The organism is Orenia marismortui DSM 5156, assembly GCF_000379025.1.
GTDB classification, from domain to species: Bacteria; Bacillota; Halanaerobiia; order Halobacteroidales; family Halobacteroidaceae; genus Orenia; species Orenia marismortui.
Window position 1 is genome coordinate 75,322 of the sequence record NZ_KB900620.1, and the last position, 24,389, is coordinate 99,710.

The 24,389-nt window shown below is 29.2% G+C and carries 16 protein-coding genes, 1 tRNA gene and 1 pseudogene; 2 read left to right on the forward strand and 16 right to left on the reverse strand.

What is annotated here, in order from left to right:
* Nucleotides 1-160 precede the first annotated feature (160 nt).
* Nucleotides 161-248: transfer RNA gene (locus OREMA_RS0109840), tRNA-Leu, on the forward strand.
* Nucleotides 249-397: 149 nt separating this feature from the next.
* On the opposite strand, the gene OREMA_RS0109845 is transcribed toward OREMA_RS0109840, so the two are convergent.
* From OREMA_RS0109845 to OREMA_RS0109905, 12 genes and pseudogenes are all read right to left on the reverse strand, one after another.
* Entirely contained in the window at nt 398-3,361 is a 2,964-nt protein-coding gene (locus OREMA_RS0109845) for a DEAD/DEAH box helicase family protein (protein ID WP_018249093.1), read from the reverse strand.
* Nucleotides 3,354-5,918 (reverse strand): DNA methyltransferase, encoded by a 2,565-nt coding sequence (locus OREMA_RS17615; RefSeq protein ID WP_018249094.1) that lies wholly within the window; start codon nt 5,916-5,918, stop codon nt 3,354-3,356. The genes OREMA_RS0109845 and OREMA_RS17615 overlap by 8 nt, the downstream gene beginning before the upstream one ends.
* A gap of 471 nt (nt 5,919-6,389) precedes the next feature.
* Complete coding sequence (locus OREMA_RS0109855; protein WP_018249095.1) at nt 6,390-6,914, reverse strand: DnaA N-terminal domain-containing protein; 525 nt, start codon at nt 6,912-6,914, stop codon at nt 6,390-6,392.
* A gap of 146 nt (nt 6,915-7,060) precedes the next feature.
* The gene (locus OREMA_RS0109860; RefSeq protein WP_018249096.1) at nt 7,061-7,315 is read right to left on the reverse strand and encodes a site-specific integrase; all 255 of its coding nucleotides are present in this window, start codon (nt 7,313-7,315) and stop codon (nt 7,061-7,063) included.
* Between the two features lie 407 nt (nt 7,316-7,722).
* Nucleotides 7,723-9,255, reverse strand: coding sequence for an alkyl hydroperoxide reductase subunit F (gene ahpF, locus OREMA_RS0109870; RefSeq protein ID WP_018249098.1), 1,533 nt, complete (start codon nt 9,253-9,255; stop codon nt 7,723-7,725).
* Between the two features lie 12 nt (nt 9,256-9,267).
* The gene (gene ahpC, locus OREMA_RS0109875; protein ID WP_018249099.1) at nt 9,268-9,831 is read right to left on the reverse strand and encodes an alkyl hydroperoxide reductase subunit C; all 564 of its coding nucleotides are present in this window, start codon (nt 9,829-9,831) and stop codon (nt 9,268-9,270) included.
* Between the two features lie 197 nt (nt 9,832-10,028).
* A pseudogene (locus OREMA_RS17620) lies at nt 10,029-11,105 on the reverse strand (IS30 family transposase).
* A 930-nt stretch (nt 11,106-12,035) separates the two neighbouring features.
* A complete protein-coding gene (locus tag OREMA_RS0109885) occupies nt 12,036-12,410 on the reverse strand; it encodes a YkvA family protein (RefSeq protein ID WP_018249102.1) in 375 nt (124 codons plus the stop codon).
* Between the two features lie 202 nt (nt 12,411-12,612).
* Nucleotides 12,613-13,368: a PHP domain-containing protein gene (locus OREMA_RS0109890; RefSeq protein WP_018249103.1), complete on the reverse strand. Its 756-nt coding sequence runs from the start codon at nt 13,366-13,368 to the stop codon at nt 12,613-12,615.
* A 16-nt stretch (nt 13,369-13,384) separates the two neighbouring features.
* On the reverse strand, nt 13,385-14,209 hold the full coding sequence (locus tag OREMA_RS0109895; protein ID WP_018249104.1) for an energy-coupling factor transporter transmembrane component T family protein: 825 nt from the start codon (nt 14,207-14,209) through the stop codon (nt 13,385-13,387).
* Complete coding sequence (locus OREMA_RS0109900; protein ID WP_018249105.1) at nt 14,196-15,902, reverse strand: ABC transporter ATP-binding protein; 1,707 nt, start codon at nt 15,900-15,902, stop codon at nt 14,196-14,198. Before OREMA_RS0109900 ends, OREMA_RS0109895 begins: the two co-directional genes overlap by 14 nt.
* A gap of 67 nt (nt 15,903-15,969) precedes the next feature.
* On the reverse strand, nt 15,970-16,833 hold the full coding sequence (locus OREMA_RS0109905; protein WP_018249106.1) for a hypothetical protein: 864 nt from the start codon (nt 16,831-16,833) through the stop codon (nt 15,970-15,972).
* Between the two features lie 388 nt (nt 16,834-17,221).
* Here OREMA_RS0109905 and OREMA_RS0109910 point away from each other — a divergent pair, with 388 nt between their 5' ends.
* Nucleotides 17,222-18,061, forward strand: coding sequence for a MurR/RpiR family transcriptional regulator (locus tag OREMA_RS0109910; protein WP_018249107.1), 840 nt, complete (start codon nt 17,222-17,224; stop codon nt 18,059-18,061).
* A 242-nt stretch (nt 18,062-18,303) separates the two neighbouring features.
* On the opposite strand, the gene OREMA_RS0109915 is transcribed toward OREMA_RS0109910, so the two are convergent.
* The 4 genes from OREMA_RS0109915 to glgX form a co-directional block, all read right to left on the reverse strand.
* The gene (locus OREMA_RS0109915; protein ID WP_018249108.1) at nt 18,304-19,803 is read right to left on the reverse strand and encodes a long-chain-fatty-acid--CoA ligase; all 1,500 of its coding nucleotides are present in this window, start codon (nt 19,801-19,803) and stop codon (nt 18,304-18,306) included.
* 501 nt (nt 19,804-20,304) lie between these two features.
* The gene (locus tag OREMA_RS18385; protein ID WP_018249109.1) at nt 20,305-21,642 is read right to left on the reverse strand and encodes a PP2C family protein-serine/threonine phosphatase; all 1,338 of its coding nucleotides are present in this window, start codon (nt 21,640-21,642) and stop codon (nt 20,305-20,307) included.
* A gap of 49 nt (nt 21,643-21,691) precedes the next feature.
* Complete coding sequence (locus tag OREMA_RS0109925; protein WP_018249110.1) at nt 21,692-22,117, reverse strand: ATP-binding protein; 426 nt, start codon at nt 22,115-22,117, stop codon at nt 21,692-21,694.
* A 163-nt stretch (nt 22,118-22,280) separates the two neighbouring features.
* Nucleotides 22,281-24,386 (reverse strand): glycogen debranching protein GlgX, encoded by a 2,106-nt coding sequence (gene glgX / locus OREMA_RS0109930; RefSeq protein ID WP_018249111.1) that lies wholly within the window; start codon nt 24,384-24,386, stop codon nt 22,281-22,283.
* Nucleotides 24,387-24,389: the final 3 nt, after the last annotated feature.

A 24,389-nucleotide genomic window follows, 5' to 3' on the forward strand; every position in this document is an offset into this window, starting at 1 on the left:
AGACATATTAACAATAAGTTAATAAAGCTAAACTTAAGTTTGATATAAAAGTAAATTTAAGGGAGTTATACTAGATTTTAAATTCGAAAAAATCCTTGCATTAAAGAATATCCTGTGTTATTATATTAATTGTCGTTAAGGAAATAACTCAATAAAATATGCCGAAGTGGCGGAATTGGCAGACGCGTTGGATTCAAAATCCAATGGTCCTTGCGATCGTGTGGGTTCGAGTCCCACCTTCGGTACCATTACTATATCAAGGTTTAAAGCACTTACCATTAAGGTAAGTTTTTTTATTTTTTGAGTAAATCCTGCCGAAATCCTGACATTTGATTTAAATAACTTAATATTTTACATAAGAATAATAAAAGACCTGTCTTAAGACAGGTCTTTTATATTAAAATATTTTATTCAAATCAAATTCCCAATATTTTTTATGATTTTCTTCAATTATAGAAGGTGGTAGGTCTTCATTGTAGTAATATAAATTCACTTCAATTTCTTTATCCTCATAAGATATAGCTTTATTCTTAAATGTTTCTTCAAATCCGTCAATTTTATTACCTGGATTTCGTACATGTTCTATGCCTTTAGGGTCTACAAACGTAATTATATATTTATTATCTTTTTTTAGCCAGAATATAAAATCAGGTTTAAAATCTCTATACTGTTGTGCTGACTCATCATAATAAGGAATTGTAATATTATCTATTGTCTCATCTAATTTAGAAAAGAACCACCAATCATAGTTTTTTAAGTTATTATCAGATTTATTTGTATAATTCTGCAAATCCTTAAGAAATTCTATTTCACTTTTAACATCAATAATATGTTTTATATCATTTGCTATAGATTGAGTTTCTTTATCCGACATTAAAAGAGGTTGGTAATAGTGATTCAATAATTTATTGTTTATTTCAATTGTTCCACCTTGTTTAGTAAAATCAGTTCCCTCATTAATTGCTCTATATTTTTCATCAAATTCTTCATCACTTATTTCACCATTTCTAAACTTATTACGTAAATCTTCTTTATTATAACCAGCTATATTTATTGCTTGCTGTATACTTTCTTCCAGAGAAGAAAGTTCATAATCATTAAAATCTCTAACTTTAATTTCTTTATAGTGGTTTACTTGATCAACCAATAGTTCATAGTGAGATAAAATTCTTGGAGGGTCTATAAAGTGTCTGTTTATTTTTAATAATAAGTCTTCTGAAGATAATTCATAATCCTTACCTGTTATTTCAAAATAATCTTTCCAGTTTTCAGTTTCATCTATTAACTTTTTAAATATCTCTATAATAGAAATATTTAAATTATATTTCACTGCTAAAATTTTATCAAAAATATCTTTAAAATAATCTTTTAATGTATTAATATTTCTTCTAGATATTCTAAAAGGTTTATTATTAAGTTTATCTTCTAGTTTTCGATATTTAGGTACTAATAAGATTTTAGATTCTGTATCTTTATTAGTTTCTAAATCTCTTACATCTTTCCATTCATCTGGTTTATTATCATCTTCTAATCTCTCAATAATATTGTTTACCGTTTCTTTGTCCGTAGCAAATATAAATAAAGTTTCTAAAGAATCACTATAATCTTTAATACATTTAAATTCTTTTTGAGTAATATAATTAGTTATATTTTCTGTATTAGATATTTTAAGTAACCTTTTTCTTTTATTCTTAAAAGGTTCTATTCTTACTCCTCTTCCAATTGCTTGAAGAATAAACTTTTGAGAATCACTACTTAAACCAATATTAATAAAATTAATAATATTAGGTCTATTGCTATCCCAACCTTCATAAAACTTTCTAGAACCCATTAACATATTTATATTACTCTTTTGTGTATCTATCTCATTAAAGAAACTATTTGTAACAGGAGTATCATCAAAATTATAACCTTCTAACTCATCATTTTTCCAATTAGATATATTACCAATAATTATAGAAGCAAAATGTTGAGAAGAAGAACTTAATCTAAATGCTAATTCTTTATTATTATTAGGAATTCTAGTTACCTCAATACTACCTGGAGAATCAGCATTAAAGAAGTATCTAAGTATATCCTCTCTTTTAATATTTTCAATAGTATCAAGTAATTTCCTATTAATCTCATTTCCATAATTAAATTGATATTGTGGGTTATTACTCAAACTTTGTAATAATTCATTTTTAGCACTTTGAATTTCATAATTCCCTTTTGCTATATTGGCTATCTGTCTGAAGAATAACTTCAATTCAGAATCTTTAGTATTAACCTTATGAGTTAAAGTTATCATTAATGGATCATGATACATATTAGCATTAATCTCAACAATACTTTCTTTATTCTTCTTTATTGCTGTGAAAAGAAGTAATGATTTTAATATAATTCTTTGCTTTTCCTCATCTGTGAGTTTATCAGCTTGACTCTCCTTAAAACCTCTAAATTCTTCATCTACTATCTTTATATGTTTACCAAAACCTCTAGAAACAAAAGTAGATAAATTAAATTCAACTGCTGTAGTTACTAAATCAATATCATCTGTGAAAGTAGCTGAGAAATTAAATAAAAAACCATTTTGACTTAGAATATTATAGTACTGTTGTCTTCTACTATATTCACTATCTCCTTTATGAGCCTCATCTAGCAATATATACCAATTGCCATTATTATAAATAGATTCATAATCTATTCTTTTTCCATCTGACTTTTGAGAAACATTTTCTTTATTAGATATATTAGTACTTTCATAATAGAATATAGTCAAAGATTGTTGAGAATAAAAATCTAATTTCATATTATAAGAAGTCTCAAATTCTTTTAAGCTTTTTAAATTAATTTTAACATCACTAGTTTCATTAAATTCCATAATATGCTCTTTAATTTGAGACAATATATCATTATCAGGAGCTAATATCATAATCGGTTTATTTGGTATAAACCCTTTATTAGCCATCTTATATAATAATTCAATTAATTTAATCATAACTAAAGTTTTTCCACTACCAGTTGCCATCCAAATTGAAGCTCTATTAATTAATTCTTTAAAATCTATATAAAAAGTTCCATCATTTTTTTTATTTATAGGATAATATTCTTTTAGAAAATCAAAATTATCATTATCTTGATAAATATTTAATTGTTTTAATAAACTAGTTGTATCATTATTTTGATATTTTTCAAATAGTTTTTCTTTTGAATCGTAATAATAATGAATTACTGTAAGAATATTTTTTAAAGCTTCTATTTGATAATCAAACAATTTCTTTTTAAGTCCAAATCTAGTTAAATTTAAATTATGATAATATTCTGGTAAATTTATATAATTATCATCTATTATATTTTTAAGAAGCCTTTTTTTACTCATTATCATTCCCCCACCATATAAGTGGTTTTACGAAAGAATAGTCCTCATAAGTCATATCATCAAATACTATCTCAGTATCATCTTCAAAAATTACCCTTTCCCCATTAAGTTTTTTTATCTTTTTACCTAAAAGATTGGATAATGTTTCAGCAATATCTACATCAGGGTATAAATTTTGAAAATGGATTTTAATCTTTTCCTCATCATAGTCCATCTCTAGTGCATCTAACATTTTTTCATCGTTATTAAAGCTATATGAACTCAATTCTTTTTCTTGTAATTTATATTTACATTTATTTAATACTTCTTCATACTGTTCTAACTCATAATATTTAAAAAATCCTCCACCTTGCCAATCTACTTCATCTGAAATACCTGCTTGATCCCCTACGAGAACTTTTTTCATTCTTGGTAATATTTTAGTGTAAAAATGTTCTCCCATTTCTATCCCTATCCACTTATTCCCTTTCTTTTGAGCAGTTGAAATAGTAGATCCACTTCCACTAAAGAAATCCATTACTATAGAATTCTTTTTAGTTGATAACTTCGTAATTTTATTTATTAAATATTCTGGCTTCTGGGTTTTAAATCCTATTCTCTCATTTGACATAGAATTTAAATTCCTTAGAGAATTAGAAGAAATAAAAGACCATACATCATCTTCTGCTTGTCCTTCATCTGCATATACAATCTTTCCTGTATCTCCTCTAACCATATACTTTCTTCCATCTTCATCAGTTTTATCATACCTATCTATATTTAATGCCTCTTTTCTAATCTCATTAAAAATAATATCTTCACCCTTTGAATATCTCAAGATTACATTATGTTTTCTTTTTAAGTCAAATTTAGGAGCAGTACCAATATCAAAATGCCATATTATTTCATTTCTATATTTAAATTTATGATTTTGCATTAGTATTTTAGCATAATGATTAGCATTATAATCTATATGTAAATAAAAAGTTCCTCCTCTTGTTAAAATTTGTTTTGCAAGTCCTAACCTATCATTCATTAAAGTCAACCAAGTACTATCTTGAAACTTATCTTTATAATCAAAATCATCCCCTGTATTAAAAGGAGGATCAATATATATTAAATCAACTTGTTCTTTGTACTTTGGTAAAATTGTATTTAAAGCTTGAAAATTATCACTTTTTATTAAAATTCCATCTAAATATTTATTCAAATTATTAAAAGAATCTAGTATTTTCCCCTCAATTTCCTTAAAGTGTTTTGTATCTATGGGAAGATATCTATACTTTTCATTTAACCGCCCATCTGCTATTATACTTTCTTTATTAAAGTCATTTATAAAATCAAATTCTTTCCATTGTTTTTTTATCTCTTCCCCTTCGTGATTTTCTTCGTTTTCATATAATCTTTGCCATTCTTTTATTTGATTATCAAAACCTTGATGATTAATAATTTCTTCAACTAATTCAATATCATTCTCTAATTTATCCAAAGTTAAAACATAATTAGAATTTCTTACAAATTTAGGTTTTTCCCAAATAGCTTTTAACTCATCCTCAAAACGAGCTATATATTCAATTACTGAAAATGTAATTTCTCTAATTTTATTTAATAATGTAACCCTATTCTTTTTAAAATCTGTTTCACTGTTATAAATATAATTAAACATATAAATTTTAAATTGTTCTTTTAAAAAAGCCTCTGCATTTTTATGAATAAAATAATCTACTTCATTTTGTTTTCTATAAATGCTACATGCTTTTTTTAAGTTATTAAAGTTAATATTAGATTCTAACCTATTCAAGTATTCTTTTATATTTTCTACTCCTTTAACTCCAAATTCTACTTCTACAGTTCCAATCAAATCATCTTTCTCTGTTATTAAAACCATATTTCTCTGAATACCTTTAGTTAATCTATCATCATCTATTATAATATCATTAATAATCATATTAATATTAGGATGGGATATATCTTCTCTATTTTCAATTAAATAGTCCTTTAAATCTCTATTCTTATTTATATTCAAATGTTCTTTTGCTTTAGTATAGCTATTAGTCTTATCTTTTTTTACTTTTAAAGTAATTTCATTATCTTCTAAAGAAGTTAAAACAAAAGTAATATTATATTTTTCATTACCTTTTTCATGTTCTAGCTCACTTGCATCAAATTTAAATTTAATTCCTTCTATTTCCGTATCTAAAGATATATAATTAGATTCTGATTTTACATAATAAAGTTTTTTAGTCTTCCAAAATAATGAAACATCTTCTTCATTACTATAAACCTTTTCATAAAGATTTTTATGTATAGGTGTATTATTAAAAAAAACACTGCCAGTTTCATTAAAATAACTTTCAAAAAAAGTAAATAATTTCTCAAAAAGCACCTCTTGTTCACCTGGATCTTGTATTAGATTATTTATTTTTTCTTCAATATAAGGTCTAACTTCTTTGAAATATTGATTTCTTAAATACATAAGATTAACATAACCAGAATTCCCTTCTATTCTTTCACCTACAAATAAGTCCTTTAGTGAACTAAAAAATCTTTGTTTATATCTAATGTTTTCTTCAACCATTTACTAATTCTTCCTCCCTTTATAATAAGATCGTTTATATTTGCTTTTAATAATATTTCTTACTTTATAAAATTAATCCTCCTTTTATCAATAATGAATCATATCTAAAATATAAATTTAAAGAATCTTACTTATTAATTGACAACATAAATATTAGTATAACATAAATTAGTTGAACTATAACCCGCATTATCATAAAAAATATATTCCTATACTTGTAAGATATCTATTGGAAATTTACAATCAAAAATTTTATAATTAAATTTGCTAAAGTTTTTCTCTTTTCTAACATGTTAAAAACCTCTCATCTAACTAAAATAAGAGGTTTTAATTTAATAAAAAAATCTTATAAATTATATTTAAATTCTAGTCAATCTTTACTCTCTAATAAAAGCCATCTAAACTCATACCCTCTTATACTATAAAATACAAATTTCTATCCTGTTTACTACAACTAAATACTTAATATATTTAAATCAATCTTCTTACTACATCTGAATCAAGAGTAACAAACTTAAATTTAATCTTTTTATCAGTTAATTGATACGTAGTCTTCTCTAATAGTCTTAAAAATTTTGTTTCAATCCAATCTTGTGCAAATTCATTTTTAACACTAACTATTAATGTATCCTCAACAAAAGCAACTGGTTCAAGAGTTGAAAACCAAGTCTCAAAACTTGAAGTAGACATTTCACTCTTAAACACTTCCATTAAGTCACCCCATAGTTCAGGTATTTTTTTATTGGGAATTACTGAATCTTTTGCTTTGTTCTCTAAAAAAGTTTTAAGTTTTTCTATCTCTCTTTCTTTTAATTCAGACTTTTCCTGTTGAAACTCTTTTCTAAACTCTTTTTTTATTTCTTCTAATTTTATTGAATTATCAGATTGACTAACTTCTTTTTCACCTTCCCCCCTCAATTCACCCTCTATACTATCAAGCCTTGATTCTATTTTTTCTATCTTCTCTAGTATTAAATTAATCTTATCTGATTTCACAATATCGCTCCCCTCTTATTTAATATTTTATCTAGTATATTGTCCAAATTCAACAATGAAAAATTGACATTAATTTGATAATTATGGTTGCTTAATTTTTGTATATCATCTTAATTAACTATTAATGGTAAAATTTTAGTAAGATTTTAGCTAATCTTTATTTCTTCTTTTTCATTAATTAAAGTAAGTTGCTCTTTATCAACTATAAATTTTAAATCTTCTCTTTCATTATCTAATGCCTTGCTTACCTTGATAATTGAATTAATTAAATCTTTTGTTTCTATATCATCAAAAATACTTCTTTTAGAACTAGATGTTTTAGGATCTCTAATTATTATTCCTTTATTTGCTACTCTCTGTAAAGCTTGAGTTACTGCTAACTTATTATTAATAACTCCCATTCCCTCCTAACATCTCTCCTCTACGCATCCCTTTATTAATTACTATAAAAATATAATATACTAGATTGTTGAATAATTGTTTTTTTAATTTTATATTAAATGTATCTTTAGTATTTAATATCTTTGGAAAAGCAAGCGATGTCTGATATTGCACTAAATATATTAGTACCATTTAAAAACTAAGATAATAAATAAAAATCCCCTTAGATAGTACGATCATTTTGCCAACAATGCCCTTTTTGCTTGCTTTTTTCCTTAGCCAAAAAAGTAAGTCCCCTTCTAGGTGACACATAACTTAAGATTTTATAAGTTAAATTGACAGATATAACTAGTATATTTTATACATAAACATAAAAATCGCCCACCCCCAATATAGGAGTAAGCGACTTCTTATCTATCAATATATTCTATTCATTTCGGATTAAGTAATCAAAAGCACCTAAAGCTGCAGTAGCACCTGCCCCCATAGAAACAATAATCTGTTTATATGGACTATGGGTACAATCTCCTGCGGCAAATACTCCATCTAAACTTGTAGCTCCATGTCTATCAACAACAACCTCCCCAAAAGAGTTCAATTCCACTGATTCTCCTAACCAATCGGTATTAGGGATAAGTCCAATCTGAACAAATACACCCTCTAATCCAAGATGATGAGCTTCTTCTGTCTCACGATCAATATATGTAATCCCATCTACCTTATCAGTACCTGTTATCTCTTTGCTTTCCACATTTTTGAGAACACTAACATTGTCAAGGCTATCAAGACGCTGTTGTAAAACTTCATCGGCTTTAAGTTCTGGCATAAACTCAAGGACTGTTACATGATCTACAATACCTGCTAAGTCGATCGCTGCTTCAACACCAGAATTACCTCCACCAATGACAGCTACATCCTTTCCTTGAAACATTGGTCCATCACAATGGGGGCAATAAGCCACACCTTTGTTCTTGAACTTATCTTCTCCAGGTACACCTAGTTTCCGCCATCGAGCTCCAGTTGAAATGATTGCAGTTTTACCCTTTAGAACAGCACCATTTTCCAGTTCAACCTCGATAAACTCATTCTTTTGCAGTCCCTTAGCACGTTGTGATTTCATCACATCAATATCGTAATCTTTTATATGCTCTTCAAGGCTTGCTACTAATTTAGGACCTTCAGTATGTTTTACACTGATAAAATTCTCAATGGACAAGGTATCCATAACCTGACCACCAAAACGATCAGCAACAATACCTGTGCGAATACCTTTACGAGCTGCATAAATCGCTGCACTTGCACCAGCAGGACCACCACCAATAATTAATACATCGTAAGGATCTTTATTGCTTAAATCTGAGCTATCCATGCTACTACCTATCTTCTTCAGAATTTCTCCAAGGGACATACGACCACTTGAGAAGAATTCTCCATTCAAATAGACAGCGGGTACAGCTAAGATATCTTTATCTTCTACCTCATCTTTGAAAGCTCCTCCATCAATCATGCTATGAGTGATACCAGGATTAAGGATACTCATCAAGTTTAATGCCTGTACAACGTCAGGACAATTATGACAACTTAAGCTAATATATGTTTCAAAGTGATATTCACCTTGAATATTTTTGATTTGCTCAATCACATTCTCTTCAACCTTTGGCGGTCTGCCACTTACCTGTAGTAGAGCTAAGACCAATGAAGTGAATTCATGGCCTAATGGAATACCAGCAAAGGTAACTCCAGTATCTTCCCCAGGTCGATTTAGACTAAAGCTCGGTGTTCTTGCTAAAGAGGTCTCCTCTATCTTAATCTTTGAAGACAGATCTGACAACTCCTTCACCAAAGCGAGCATATCCTGGGATACTTTATCAGATCCGACACTCACTTTAAATAGCACATCACCTTCCATAAGTTGAAGGTATTCATTCAATTGTGCTTTTATATCTGCATCTAAGATCATTTGACCAACCCCTTAAATTTTACCTACAAGATCAAGACCTGGTTTAAGAGTTTCACTACCTTCTTTCCATTTCGCAGGGCAAACTTCTTCTGGATTATTTCTTACATATTGGGCAGCTTTAATTTTGCTTACAAGAGCACTTGCATCTCGTCCCATATTACCTGCATTGATTTCTACTCCTTGAACCACACCATCTGGATCAATAATAAAGGTACCACGGTCAGCAAGACCATCTTCTTCAATAAGTACATCAAAGTTTTTAGAAAGTGTATGTGATGGATCTCCAACCATAACATATTCTATCTTTCCTATAGTTTCTGAATTATCGTGCCATGCTTTATGTGTAAAGTGAGTATCTGTTGAAACTGAATATACTTCAACTCCAAGATCTTTTAAATTTTGATATTCATTTTGTAAATCTTCTAATTCTGTAGGACATACAAATGTAAAGTCAGCTGGATAAAATACAACTACACTCCATTGTCCCTTAAAGTTTTCTTCTGTAACCTCTAAAAATTCACCATTTTGATAAGCTTGAGCTTTAAATGCTAATACTTCTTTTCCTACTAATGACATAATAAAATCCCTCCTGATTGTTATTTTAGATATTCATAAATATAATTCTTGAATTGATAACAGTTATCGTTACTAGTAATTATTACATAAAAATGATTTTTTGTCAAGAAAATTATGGTTCTTTTTTAAGTTTGAGAATTGCAATATAAAATGCACGTTTTTTTGTGAAACACTTATACCCCATATAATATAAACTTTTAAGCTACTTTTAATTTATTTTCAAAAACTTCATTCGAAGTTTTAAAATCAAACATCTTTCTTGGGTAGTTATTCATCCATTGTTGAATATTTTTAACCTCACTCGTACTAATATCTTTGAAACTGCTTCCTTTTGGCAAAAACCTTCTAATCATCTTATTTAAATTTTCATTACTACCTCTTTGCCAAGAACAATAGGCATCAGCATAGTAATGATTAGTTCTTGGTATATTACTTCCTGTAAATGAAGTCTCTATTCCTTCATAATCATAAAATTCCCGCCCGTTGTCTGTTGTTATCGTCTTAAATAACTCTCTAAACCTTCTTACCACCTATTCTTCTTTCAATTCGATCTAATCCATTTATAATCTGCTTCTTGAGTCTTATTACGATATTTTTTCTATTATCTCTTTTCGACTATATCTTTCTGTTAAAACTAGTAAGAATGGCTCTCCTTTTCCTTTTTTACCTTCTACTAAGTCCATTTCCCAATGACCTAACTCTGTTCTTTTATTAGCTTCCTCAGGTCTATCTGATATCCTTCTGCCATCTTTTCTCCTCTTAGTTGATTCCTTTTCTTGTCTTTTAGTACCTTTAGATTTTTTATAATTACCATAGACTAACTCATCTCTATTTACCATCAAGATACCTTTGTCTATATAATTGTATATTGTTTTCCAATGTAGCTTAATTTCAAATCTTTCATCTTCCTGTATTTGATTAGCAATTACTTCTGGAGACCATTTATCTTGTTTTATTTTTCTTTCTATAAATCTTGCTAACTCATGTTCCTTAGCTATTTTTATCTTAGTTCCTTTAGCTGTAGCATTTTTATCATAGACTTTTTGCGCTATTTCAGCATCATATTCTATTCTTGTCGTATAATCAGAATTTAATAATTTTAATTCACCTTTCTTAAGCTCTCTACTTATTGTTGTTCTATGTTTTCCTAACTCTTTTGCGATCTCCTTATCTTTCTTACCTTGAATATTATATAAATGCTCTATTATTTTCCTATCTTCCAAAGTTAGGTGTTTTCCTTTTTTACTTTTTCTGTTATAATTATTTTGACACATATTTTAATACCTCACTTTATGTTATTTGTGGTTATTTAACATTATATATGAGGTATTTCTATGTGTCACTTTTTATTTTTTGATCTACCTGTGCATTTAATTATACAATGCTCCTTCTTTTTTAAGTTTTTCTATAAGCAATGGTTAAAATCTAAATTCTACTATATATAAGTATATGGAATTTATAGAATAAGTATAATCTTTTATTTTTTTGATACTCTCGATCTGTTTCTAACATCATTAAGAAAGCTTCTTAATAGTTAAGGATGATTTACGTTGTTAATATTACACATAATACTGGAAGCAATAAAAATTCTTTAATTCTAATTATTAAAAGAATGGTTAACCACGAATTAACACTAATGGAACACGAATAAAGGACTAAAGAATTAACTTATAAATAAAACTCTTTTGAACTATTAGTGTAGATTCGTGTATATCCGTGGTAAAAAAAGATTTTACTTTGAATCTTTTGTGAAAATAATTAGTTCAACTTATATAGTAAGGGAAGTAATAGTAATGAATTGTATCTTATATTATTCTTGATTAGATTAAAATTCTAATCTAGAAATGTATTAATTGAAGCCAATGATAAATTAAACTTTTTTAGAACCATAAATTACTAGTAAATTAACTTGTCCTAAATCAATAGCTAAATTTTTGTTGCTAGCGTAATTTCTCATTTACATTTTCAAAAAAATAAGCCCTACTAAATAGCAGGACTTAATCATTTTTATACTTATTCTATTCGTAACTATCCTTTAATAGCTGAGATAAATAATTTATCCAACTCTCCATATTATTATCGTTCATCCTAAAATATAAATTAATTTAATAGTCTATCTTCTTGAAAAATATTGAAAATTAAACTACCTTCTCAATTCTTTATATTACAATTATAACCATTATATCAAAGATAGACCAAAGCATCTATTTTAATTTTAAGAAAGCAAAAAAACAAATAAAAATTAAAACTATCCAAACAATAATAACAAATACTACTCCGATTCTACTGACTTGGTTATCCATGCTTATTTCTGCCTTTTCCTTAAATTCCTCATATAGATTATCAGGAATCAGTTTTAAAGCCAATATTATTCCAATAGGTAATAATATTAGATCATCTAAATACCCTAAAACAGGAATAAAATCTGGAATTAAATCTATAGGACTTAAAGCATAGCCTATTACTAAAACTATAAATAACTTTGAATACCAAGGAAGCCTTGAATCTTTATAAGCATAATAGAGAATATATACCTTTGCTTTTAATTCTTTCACCTGTTGCTGCAAGTTTAATTTCATCAATTCTTACATCTCCTAAATAAATCTGTTTAGTTAAATATATAATCAGCCAACTTTAGGATAAAATTAAAATATGGCGTTATAGATAGATATTGCGACAGTTTCGGCGCTAGGAGATAGGTATTAGGAAAAACTAACGCCCAACCCCTATGACCTATCACCTAAAAGTATCGCAATATACCCATTAAATTTCACTTCTAAATTAAACTGCCTGAGACTCCTTTAATTCTTTAAAACGCTTTGCTATCTTTTTAGCAACTTGACCAGCAGCAGCCTTTAATTTAGCTCCTTTGCTAATAACAGTTTCAAACTCTCTATTTGCAATAGCCTCTTTAATTCCAGCAATTGTATCATGTTCAGTATAGAAACGGTTTTTAACTGTGCCCATATGTAAGACATGATGAGTATCACTACCTGCTACCATGGGTACGTTAACCCTCTTAGATAAGGCAGCAACCTCATCCTTTAGATTTAAGGCTTTCCCATTTAACCCTAAACCATCTAACCTTCCTAATAAGCTAGGATCCATATCTACTAAATACTTACTTCTTTTAGCAGGATGAGCTCCAACCTTAATCAGATTACGCTTTTCAGCTTCATCTATTAGATATTTCAGTGTTGGAAATTCATTCTCTCTTATAACTTCAGGAAATAAAGCTCTTAAATCTAACAAATCCTCTTTTCTTCCTACAATTATTATATGCCCCCTCTCTTTAATATCAACCTCCATACCACAAAAGACCTTAAAACCATCAACATCATAGTAATCACCATTATATTGATAATTTCTGTCTAAAGTCTTATAAATGTCATAAAAATTTACTGTATGAAAATGTTCAGTTAATGCAATAGCATCCAAACCATTCTTCTTTGCTGTCTTTATTATGCGCTTAAAACGATCTAACTCAAATTCAAATTTCTTAGAAATCTTTGTATGACAATGAAAATCCATATACATCTTTTATTCCACCCTTCTATAACGGATAAATTTGACCTATTGTAATAATGATTGCAACTATACAAATAGATGACGCTAAAAACAAAATATCTCTCTTACCTATCTTCATATATGATAATTTAAGCCTTTTAACCTCATCATTATCTAAAGAATAAGTAAAACCTTTCAATTCTAAAGCCTCTACAGTTGTACGAGTACGCTTAGCTGTATTTAGTATCATCGGATAAAACCCTAAAATAACCACTTTAATATAGTAATAAATATAACGCCAACCTAAAAACCCTTTCTTCTCTGGCATCTTTCCTCTTAGTCTAAAGGAATTAAAGATATTATTGTACTCCTCAAATAGCAAGGGCAAGATTCTATAACCATAAGATACTCCAAAACAATATCTTCCTGAAAGCCCAAAACTCAATAGTGCATCACTGAACTTTTCAGGATCCATACTAGCAAATACCGAAATACTAGCTAAAGCAATAATAACCAGCTTAGTACTTAACAAGACCAGAGGTCCTAAACTCTCCATACCTCCTCCAAAAAAGTAGGATACAATAAATATGGAACTAAACTCTGCAATAAGACTAAAAGAAAGCAATGCAACTATCAGCTTACTAACCTTAGACATACTAGCTATTACTATCATAAATATAAGCAAAGCAATTATAATAGTCTTATTAAAAAAGAGCCAAGGAAGTATAGCAAAGATCAAATACCATAAAATCAATATTCTAGAATCTAATTTAGATAAAAATGTATCTTGAGTCCCATAAGCTGTCTTCATCAACTCTAATTTAATAGTTTCAACAGATATTTTATCTATTAAATTACTAAATAACTTCAAACTTTTCACCTCCCAATCTATTTACAAATTCATCTACACTTAAGGCAATAGGCTTCATCTTTAGCCTTCTACTTAATTCAAGAATCTGTGGAGGCTTTATATTTGTTCTATTTAAAAGCTCTCCATCTTCAAAGACCCCATATTGATCTGTATCTTTAAGTATTTCTCCTTTATTAAGAACAATTATTCTATCTGCCCAATCAGAGACCAATTGCATATCATGAGTAGCTACAATTACAGTCTTAACCCATCCTTCCAACTTCTCTATCATACTTAACATCTCTTTGCGACTTACTATATCTAAACTTGCTGTTGGTTCATCCAATAAGATAACTGATGGCTTCATCGCAGTTCCAATAGCAAGAGATGCTCTTCTTTGTTGACCACCACTTAATAATCGACCATCTCTATCTTGCAACTCACTAAGCCCAAGGGTCTCTATAATCTGATCTACAAATTCATCAAGATTTTCTTCACCTCTAGCTTTGAGATAATACTCTATATCTTGACGAATATTATCACTAATAAACATCTCTTCAGGGTTCTGATAAATATAAGTCACATCCTCAGCCAACTCTTCAGAAGATATTTTTTGAGTATTCTTAGCACAAACCATTACCTCACCTTGCTTGGGCTTGAGAAGACCTGTTATCATCTTAAGTAAAGTTGATTTTCCTGCACCATTATTTCCAATTAAAGCTACTCTATCTCCTTCATAAAAGGATAGATTAAGATCCTTTAGAGCTAATCTTTTCTTTTTATTTAAGCTTCTATAACTATGTTTAACATTATGAAATGTGATTACAGGTTCTATATCCATTTTCTTTCTAGAAGACTTCTTTGCTGCCATTGTAAATACTGGCTTAGAGATATCAGAAAAATATGATACTCCTTCATCTAGAGTAATCGGATATCTATAGCTTTTTTGAGATAATTCATAAACAGCCTGTGTTACTTGAGGTGGGAAAATATTCTTCTCCCTCAGTTCTTCTACCCTAGATAGAGCTTTCTTCACAGGCTTCTGCCATGCCACATAGCCTTTTCCCATCATCACTACACTCTTACAATAGTCACCAATAAATTCAGTATGATGCTCAATAACAATTATGGTCTTAGCATGTTCTTCATTTAAATATTTTAGTTTTTCATAAATCTCTATTGCATTTGCAGGATCAAGCTGGGCTACAGGCTCATCTATAACAATTATCTCTGGATCTAGTGCCAATACTCCTGCCAAAGCAACCAAATGTTTCTGCCCTCCACTTAATTCCCAGATGAATTTATCCTTAATCGACTCTAATCCTAATAGCTCAATTGCATACTCTCCTCTTTTTTTATAATCCTCAAATCCAAAATTCAAAGGAGCAAAGGTAACTTCATCATAAACAGTAGGACGTACTAGCTGATCTTCAAAATTCTGATATACATAACCTACCTTTTGAGCCAATTTAGAGACTGGTATTTCAAGGGTATCATTACCTCCAACAATAACCTTCCCTTCATAATCACCTACATGATAATGAGGAATCAATCCATTAAAAGTCTTACAAAGAGTCGTCTTTCCAGAACCATTGCTCCCAATAATCGCTACAAAATCACCTTGATTAATTTTAAGGTTGACATTATCTAATACATCTTCATCAGCACCTGGATATTTAAAAGTCAAATCTTCCACTCTTATTATTTCCTTCACTTTTTTACTCTCCTCTACTTACTTTATTTAATCAATAAACAGACATAAATTATTCATCCAAATCTAACTATTCAGTAACTGCTTTTTTATTTCTACTGTTCATCATAAAGATTATAACACCAGCAAGGAAGACAGCTGCTGCTAATATTCCAACCCAAATAAATCCTTGCCCATATTTATCTAAAAATTCAGGTTCCCACACCCCAAAATTAATATCCATTTCAGACATAAATTCTGAAATAGCTGCAATAAAGGCAAATAATACTGAGCTAACAATTAGCTTTGGAGTAAGAAGCTCCAACATAGAAGTAGATTCAAGCTCTGTACGAGGCTTTATTCCTAGTAATGGCTCAATCTTACCATGTAATCTAGGAACTAGGTATAAAGTTGGTATTAAGCCAAATATAACACCTGTAATTACCATCTCATTTATAAAACTTAATCCTTCTAAAAGCAGTATACTTTTAGGAAGCCCCGGAATAGCCTCTAACTCTTCGATCCCAATCCATACCTTAGAAATATCAACTATAGAACTAAGCATCTGGTCAACTCCTACACCAACAAGTACTGCAATCGCAATTTGTCTACGATTTTTGGGGTCTTTTACCAATAAACCTGCAATATATAATCCTATTGCTAATTCTATAAAACCTTCTAACTCACCTAAGCCACCAAAGTCACCCATTAATAAATCTGCAAAGATAACTTCACCAAAACAAGCACCTAACGCAGCATACAATGGCTCAAAAAGTATACATAACACCAATGGTATAAAAGCAAAATAAGAAACAGAAAATTCGATAGGTCCAATTGCAAACTCTGGAACTATTTCAGTAATTAAATCCGCCATTCCAAATAAAGCCATAGACAAGATAAAAACCATCGTTTTTTGTGACTGAGTCAAAACTCTCTTTTTAGAATTAGTCTTCATAATTAATCATCTCCCCTTTTAATTTTACATACCTTATAGATATTTTAAATCTAAAAAATAAGGCTATTAATCATATTAGCAACTTCTTAATCAACTATAATTATTGAAAACTATACTTTATTTATTCCCTGTTGAGAAATAACCTTAGTTTCAATTTGTATTATAAGACCTAAATGTTAAAAAGATATAAACTAAATGTTAATGTAATGTAAATTTTTTTAAAATTATTTTTTTATGTAAAAAAATTTACATTTTATATTCTATACATTATAATAATAATAGCTTTAGACCTTGTATTAATTACAGTTAAATTATAATCACCTATATTAAATAATGAACTAACAAAACACATTAGCTTAACACAAATCATTGAGGAGGACTGATAATTATGAAAATTTATGGTATAGATATAAATATAGAAGATCTATCTAAAAGTGAGAAAAAGATCGCAGATTTTTTCTGCAAAAATGTGAAGGTTATTCCATATATGACTTTGCACGAACTATCAAAAGAGATTAAGGTTAGTATAGCTACAATATCAAGATTCTGTAAATCTATTGGTTTTTCAGGATTTAAAGAGTTTAAAGATCATTTAAAAAATACATTTGAAATAACACCTGCCAATAAAATGGAATCTATATTAGATGAAATTACTGATAAAGAAGCCCCTAGCACAATAATAAATAGATCTATTAACTACCTTAACAATACCTCTAGAAATCTGTCTAAAGAGGAGTTTAATAAAGCGATAAATGCTATACTAAGAGCTAAAAACATATATACATTCTCTCCAGGGCCAACAGAAAGTATAGCTGATTTATTCTCTTTTCGCTTGAATAGATTTGGATTAAATATCAGAAAGATAGCTAAAAGTGGAAAAGAAATATTTGAAAGTCTAATCAATATAACTCAAGAAGATACAGTAATCATCTTTGCTTTCTTTAAAGTACTAGCTGAAACCAAAGTGATTTTAGACTATGCAGAAAAAATTGGCTTTAAAATTATTCTAATAACTGATTTAATTGTATCTGAAATGGTTGATAGAAGTGATATTGTCCTATATGTTGACCGTGGTGAAGTATGGGAATTCCACTCAATGGTTGCTCCAATAGCTTTAGTTGAATCTATAATAGTAGCTATAGCTATAAAAGATGAGAAGAAATCTCTAGATAAACTTAATTATCTGCATGAACTAAGAAAAGAATACTCTTCATATTTAGCTAAGTAAAGCATCTATATATTCAGCATTAGAATAAAACTAAAATAAGGAGCTATAGAAGATATTACGATACTTCTATAAATAATAAATAAGTTAACTTGTAATCTGTTACTAGTCACTCGTTACTGTAATTTTATGCTCATAAAATTAAATTTTAAATTAAAATATATTAGTCTCCATAAATAAGAGGTAAGTGTAAATATTTACACTTACCTCTTATTTAAACTTATTCTATTATTCTAAATTACTTCTTAGATTTCTCTTAAAACCTTCTTATCTATCTTTCCAGTAGCATTCTTTGGTAACTCTTCTATAAAGATAACCTTCTTTGGAATCTTATAGTTAGCAAAATGATCTTTACAATATATTCTTATCTCCCTTTCCGTTGCTTGTTGACCATCTTTTAAAACAACAAAAACCTTTGGAACCTCTCCCCTTAATTCATCTATCATAGCAACTACAGCAGCTTCCCTTATTTTGGGATTTGTATATAAATACTCTTCAATTTCACGAGGATAAACATTAAGACCCCCTACATTTATCATATCCTTTTTTCTATCAACAATATAGATATAGTCTTCAGCATCCATCTTGCCCATATCTCCTGTATGAAGCCATCCATTTCGTAACACTTTGGCAGTAGCTTCATTTTTTTTAAAGTATCCCTTCATTACATTATCACCATAAATTGCAATCTCTCCAATATCTCCACGAGATACTTCCTTATCATTTTCATCAACAATCCTAACCTTTACACCAGGGATAGCTATACCAACTGATCCAGGTTTTCTAGTACCATTAACTGGGTTTACATAGGCAACTGGAGAAGCCTCTGTAGGTCCATCTCCTTCCACAATTGTAACATTAAAGATATCTTCAAAATCTTCCATCGCTTTAACTGGCATTGCTGCTCCACCAGACAAACACAACTCTAAATGAGATAAATCATACTTTTCCTTATATCTAACGTTTAACAAAGCTATATACATTGTAGGTACACCTGAAAAAAATGTTACATTCTTCTCTTGAATAGTCTTTAAAACTTGTTCCGGTAAGAATTTCTTCATAATTATAATAGTTGCTCCTAAAAATACAGGCATTAACATACAAACAGTCTCTGCAAAGGCATGAAACATCGGTAGAACACATAGATAACGACCTGTACTATCAACCTTTAAATGTTCTATTGAAGACTCTGTATCAAACACTAAATTCTTATGTGTTAACATAGCACCTTTAGGATCACCTGTAGTACCAGATGTATATAGACAAGCTGCTACATTATCTGGGGATAAACTCTCTACCTTATGATAAGAGCTGTCTCCCTTAAAGAAATCTCTTAAATTTTTATACCCCTCTACTCTTTCTTCTTCAATAATTATTATCTCTTTTAGATATTCTAAATCACACCCTTGAACCTTTTCTAAAAAATCACGAGAGGTAATTAATACTTTAGCTTCTGAGTTGTTGAGTATATACTCTATAGCAGGTGACTTATACATTATATTTATAGGCACCATTGTAGCCCCTGATTTAATAATTCCAAAATAAGCAATTAAAAAATCGATACTATTTGGTAATAAAATACTTACCATATCTTCTACATTAATTCCTAAATCAATTATTCCTTTTGCTAATTGATTTGTCTTTTTCTCTAACTCATTATAAGTAAGCTTATTATTCTCACAACTTGCTACAACCTTTCCTTCCTTCTCCTTTGCTACTTTATTTAAAACCTCACCTATTAGCATACTTTAGACCTCCTTTATATCTATGATTCTATCTTATTTATTCCCTATCTGACTTATAAAATTCCTTAGTACACATTGATCTTAGATAACTTTTCTAAATATGCTACTAATATATTATATTTTATTTTAAAAAACTAAAATAGCTGCTATTAAACTCATAAATTTTATTTTTTGAATTATAAATAATTCTTAATAGTAATTAATACTAAAAAGAGGGGTTTAGTCCTTTATTATAGAATCACTTAATTAAAATTGTTGATATGAATATGTATAAAGAAAAGTAGAAGCACAAAAAAATCAAAGATAAATCTACTTCCTTCTCTAATTTTCCTTTTATAGCAACTCAATTATATATTCCCCTCGTCACACTGTAGATATTATTTAGTAAGTTTAAATAATTTTGTAATCACACTAAAAAAAGCTACTAAGAGATTTAAATCTCTTAGTAGCTTTAAAATACTCATCTAAAATCCAAATAGTTTTAATCAATCTAATATTATTTTATATATCACTAGTTCTATTAAACTTTAGTATTAACATTGTTAGATCATCAAATTGATGGGCTCCTTTAGTAAAACTCCTTAAATCATCTTTGACTACCTTTTCTATATTATTTACATCCTTATCTTCTAATTCAGATAGTAATTCCTGTAACCTCTGATTAGAATATTGTTCTTTAGCATTATTTCTCGACTCAGTTACACCATCAGTATATAATACTAAAACATTATTAGGATTAAATTGAGTAGTTTCAGTCTTATATTTAAAATCTTCATTTATGCCTAGAATAAATGTATCCTTAGATTTTAAATATCTACATTCATTATTATCCCGGCAAATCAAAGGAGCATTATGCCCTGCATTAGCAAACTCAAATTCTCCAGTTCTTAAATCTAGTATACCTATAAAAGCTGTAACAAATAAGGATTCATCATTATCTTTACATAAAGCATTATTGACATTATAAAAAATATCAGCTGGTGAAATATCCTTTAAAGCTTCGCTTTTAATTAGAGTCTTAGTTATAGCCATAAATATTGCTGCTGGAATACCTTTCCCCGAAACATCTCCAATTACAAGACAAAGCTTATTATCACTAATAAAGAAGAAATCATAGAAATCCCCTCCTACTTGTCGAGCAGGTTCCATACTAGCAAAGATATCAAATTCATCACTATTAGGAAAAGGGGGAAAAGATCTAGGAAGCATACTAACTTGAATCTTACTAGCTATTTCTAATTCACTCTCTATTCTCTCTTTTGTAGCTACAGTTTCTTTTAATTTTCTTAAATTATAATAAGATCTTAAAGAGGTCATTACTGTAGTATATAATTTTTGAGATGTTAGTTCTGTTTTTTCCTTATAGTCATTAATATCATAAGCTTTAATTAACTCTCTTTCTGGTGCTTGTCCAGAATGACCAGTTCTTAAGATAATTTGAACTAAATTATTTTTCAAATCATCTCTAATATACTTTACTAAATTCAAACCAGAGTCTTCATTTTCCATTACAACATCAAGTAAAATTACTGCTATATCCGATTCACTATCTATTATCTCTTTAGCCTGCTTAGCTGAATAAGCATTAATAAATTCAATACCCTTCCCCTCAAAATCAACATCATTTAATACAAGCTCTGTTATCCTATGAATCTCTTTTTCATCATCAACAATTAATATCTTCCATTTAGATGCCTTATCCTTTTTAATTTCTTCTTTATCTTCAGGAGCAAATAATATTTCACTATCTTGGTCTTCTGAGCCAAAGAAAATTTCTTTTTCAAAAATATTATTCTTATCTTCAAAATTGAATAGTATCTTATTCTTATCTGCTTTCAATACCTTCACCTTCCCAAGAAATAGAAATCAAACTTTATATAATTATTTATCAGTTGACATCAATTAATTTAACTAAAGTTAATATATTTCTTCCAGCTTCTCTTTTGTATTTGACTTCATCCATCAAAGTTTTAATTAGATGAATACCAAAGCCTCCAATCTTCTGTTCTTCTATAGAAGATTTTAACTTGGGAGGGTCATATTCAACTAGATTAAAAGAAACTCCATAGTCAACTATTTCTAGAACTAATTTCCCCTCTTGAGTATCCATATCAAAGCTTATTTTTACTTCACCAGTCTCATCTTTATCTAAATATGCATAATTAATAATATTAGATAAAGCTTCTTCACAAACTAACCTCAGATTAAAGATTAATTTCTTGTCTTCTAAATCTAATTTTTTTACTTTATCCATGATAAATCCGATCATTAAATCAAGATTTTTCATAGTTGCAGGTGCCTTCAAACTTTTCATCTTAATCATCCTTCTTTAAATTTTCTATACTACTAATTACCCTTTAATTTAATCTTATTTAGCACACCTGGCGTTAATAACAAAAATCAGAGAAATCTGGCTAATTCTAAATTATTAATTAATCTTATCCTTTAAATTAATTAGTAGATAAACCTCTGAACAATTACTTAGCTATCAATACTATTATTGACCTTGAAGCAACTAATACTTCAGATTGCTTATTAAGCTTCTTCTCTTGACCTTCTTCCCAAATATCCTCTGGAGAATTCATACCAGTATTAGCAAATACATACCAGTTTTTATCTTCAGGAAGTTCTGGTAATTCAAAACCATGCAATTCCCAATGCATATTTATTGCCGCATAAATAAATTGATCATCTTTAGTATTGTACTCTTCAGCTGCTCCGGCAAACATTACTGCTAAAGTAAGAGTATCTGCACTAAAATCAAAGTTCCAAGCCTGTTGACTATGCCACGAAATTTCAGGATATCCTGAAGCATTATAAGCAGTTCTAAAGTGTTCTGTCTTTAAAACTGGGTGCCTCTTTCTAAAGGATATCATTTGTTTAAAATATTCAAATATTTCTTTATTCTCCTCTAAAAGCTCCCAATTCAACCATGATATTTCATTATCCTGACAATAAGCGTTATTATTCCCAAATTGGGTATTTCCAAACTCATCTCCAGATAATAACATTGGTACTCCTCGACTTAGTAATAAAATTGTTACTGCATTCTTAATCTGCTTGATCCTATTTCTTTTTATCTCTGGATTATCAGTTTTTCCTTCATGACCAAAATTCCAACTGTAATTTTCATCAGAACCATCTCTATTATTTTCTCCATTAGCCTTATTATGTTTTCTATTATAAGAAACAAGATCCATTAATGTAAAACCATCATGACAAGTAATAAAGTTAACTGATGCTATAGGACCTCTATCATTATAAAGATCAGGTGAACCCTGAATTCTTTGAATTATTCTACCCGCCATCTGACCATTTCCTTTTAAAAATCTTCTTACATCATCTCTATACTGTCCATTCCACTCTGCCCATCTACCCCAATCTGGAAAAGAACCTACCTGATATAAGCCACCTGCATCCCATGCCTCGGCAATTAACTTAGATTTCCCTAAAATAGGATCATAGGCTAAGGTCTCTAACAAAGGAGGATTCACCATTGGAGCCCCTTTTTGATCTCTTGATAAAATTGATGCTAAATCAAATCTAAATCCATCTATATGATATTCAGAAACCCAATACCTTAGACAATCCAATATCATATTTCTAACAATAGGATTATTGCAATTAAGGGTATTACCACAACCACTAAAGTTATAGTAAGATCCATCTGGGGTTAATAAATAGTAGGTTTTATTATCTATTCCCCTATAAGATATATAGGGACCTTTTTCATTTCCTTCAGCAGTATGATTAAATACTACATCTAAAATAACTTCAATCCCATTCTCATGAAGCTCTTTTATTAAATTTTTGAACTCATCAACCTGCATTCCATATTTGCCTGTTGCTGCATAACCTGCTTTGGGAGCGAAAAAACCTACTGCACTATACCCCCAATAATTCATCAACCTTTCCCCAGTCTCTTCAGAAATTTTTGAATGTTCAAACTCATCAAATTCAAAAACAGGTAAAAGTTCTATACAATTTACCCCTAGCTCTTTTAAATAAGGTATCTTTTCTCTAATAGCTGCAAAACTTCCTGGGTATTTAACATTAGAAGAAGAGTGTCTAGTAAAACCTCTCACATGAGCCTCATATATAATTAAGTCCTTCATATCTCGTTCCAAAGATTTATCACCTTGCCAGTCAAAATCATCTAATACTATTCTAGATCGATATTGAACTTCTTTATCCCAATCTGGTTCCTCTCCCCATTCTTCTCTACCTGCTATTGCTTTAGCATAAGGATCTAGTAATATTTTATTCTTATTAAAACGATGCCCTTCTTTAGGTTTATATGGTCCATCCATTCTGTAACCATATTCTATATCTTCATGGTTAATATCAAAGACCATCATGGTAAAGACATTTCCTATTCTAAACTCATCTGGAAAAGGAATAATAGCATAAGGCTCTTGCTCATGCTTTTTAAAAAGAACAAGTTCACATGAGGTTGCATGCTTTGAAAATATGGAAAAGTTAACCCCTCCAGGAACTATTGTTGCACCAAAAGGTAAAGCTTTACCACGGCGAATTTTTATACCTTCATACTCATGAGTCGGATATGTATCTACACGTAACATAAT